The sequence below is a fragment of the Flavobacterium sp. genome (genome assembly GCF_029242675.1).
Classification (GTDB): Bacteria; Bacteroidota; Bacteroidia; order Flavobacteriales; family Flavobacteriaceae; genus Flavobacterium.
Genome location: NZ_JAQWTM010000216.1, coordinates 1 through 1,947, shown reverse-complemented (window position 1 = coordinate 1,947; position 1,947 = coordinate 1). Strand labels below are relative to the sequence as shown.

1 protein-coding gene and 1 pseudogene are annotated in these 1,947 nt (G+C 35.0%); both read left to right on the top strand.

Features of this window, described 5'->3' with window-relative positions:
* Positions 1–307: 307 nt before the first annotated feature.
* Complete coding sequence (locus P8M54_RS08065) at positions 308–844, top strand: hypothetical protein (RefSeq protein ID WP_300287033.1); 537 nt, start codon at positions 308–310, stop codon at positions 842–844.
* 146 nt (positions 845–990) lie between these two features.
* A pseudogene (locus P8M54_RS08060) lies at positions 991–1,944 on the top strand (PIG-L family deacetylase); the annotation flags it as partial.
* Between the last annotated feature and the right edge of the window lie 3 nt (positions 1,945–1,947).

The following is a 1,947-nucleotide window of genomic DNA, read 5'->3' as shown; positions in this document are numbered from 1 at the left end:
ATATTACAAAGGGTATAAAGGTAAACCGCAAAAGACGATTGGATACAAAAACATCAAATCTTCAAATTATAAAAACTATAATGATAAAAAAGATTTTAAGGGAAATAATGGTAAAAATGGACATGGAAAAGGCAAACATTAATACCTAAATAAATAGAAAAAAAGAAACGCAAATCGCGTTTCTTTTTTTTGTTTGATTACTAATTAAATTCTTAAATAAATGTTAAATATTTTTTAGTGGCACAGTAATTGAATTTCATTTTTAGAACCCTAAATAAAATAAATACATACCTAAAAATTAGAAATCATGAAAACATTAAAACTAATAACAGCAGGACTTTTACTTTTAGCATCTCACGCTTCAAATGCACAAGTTTCAGTAAGTTTAAATATAGGAACGGCACCGGCTTGGGGACCAGCAGGATATTCCAACGTGGATTATTATTACTTACCTGATGTAGAAGCCTATTACGATATTCGAGCTTCTCAATTTATCTATTTTGGTGGAGGCTCTTGGGTGCGCTCTAGATACCTTCCAAGACAATACCGCAACTATGATTTATATAGCGGTTATAAAGTTGTATTAAATAACTACCATGGTCACAGGCCATATAATAATTTTAATACCCACCGTAGAACCTATTGCGTTGGTTATAGAGGACAACATCAAAACAATATAGGGTATCGAACTGCACAACCAAGATACCAACAAAAACCTTCTTACTCCCGAAACAACAGATATGACGATAATCGTAGATATGCTGATAACAGAAGGAATTATAACAAGCACGAAAACAAAGGGCGTGATAACCGTCACGGAGGCAATCGACACAATAGAGACTAACAGCCAAAGTGCTACATTAAAAGAGAACCCATACATGGTGTTCTCTTTTTTACTTTAAATAGCCTTTTTGTTAAATTAGTTTTTAATACATCTATAAAATTATTTAATTAGTACTTTTGAAGCTACTGCAATAAAACTCTATTACAATGTTAAAAACCAAAGTTACTATTTTAGTACTCCTAGCCTTTTCCATGCAATCGGTTTGGGCGCAAAAACCAGCTAAACCAACATCAGTTGAAATTTATAATCAAATTCAAAAACTTAATTTCTTAGGTTCTGTTTTATATATTGCAGCCCATCCTGACGACGAAAACACCAGACTCATTTCCTATTTAGCTAATGATAAAAAAGCAAGAACAGCCTATCTCTCTCTTACGAGAGGAGACGGTGGTCAAAATTTAATTGGGCCACAGTTAAGAGAATTATTAGGTGTTATCCGAACGCAAGAATTATTGGAAGCCCGAAAAATTGACGGTGGAGAGCAGTTATTTTCTCGTGCCAATGACTTTGGTTTTTCAAAAAACCCAGATGAAACATTATCCATTTGGGATAAGCAGCAAGTACTATCTGACGTAGTTTGGGCCATCCGAAAATTTCAACCCGATGTCATTATCAATCGATTTGATCACCGCTCGCCAGGAACCACGCACGGTCATCATACTTCATCGGCAATTTTAAGCGTAGAGAGCTTCAATTTAGCCAATGATCCAGCTGTTTTTCCAGAACAATTAAAATATGTAAAGCCGTGGCAAGCTAAACGCCAATTTTTCAACACCTCATGGTGGTTTTACGGAAGCCAAGAAAAATTTGATGCTGCTGACAAGACCAAATTAACTACCCTAAAAACAGGAACCTACTATACTAATTTAGGAAAGTCCAATCAAGAAATTGCTGCTTTAAGTAGGTCTAGTCATCAATCACAAGGTTTTGGTAGCAGTGGTAGCCGCGGTGAGGATGTGGATTACCTAGAACTTCTCAATGGCGATCCTTTATCAAATAAAGAAAATATTTTTGAAGGAATTGACACAAGCTGGAATCGCGTTGCGGGTGGAAAAGCAATTGGCGATTTCATTTCTAAAATAGCAATGCAGTATGATTTTTAA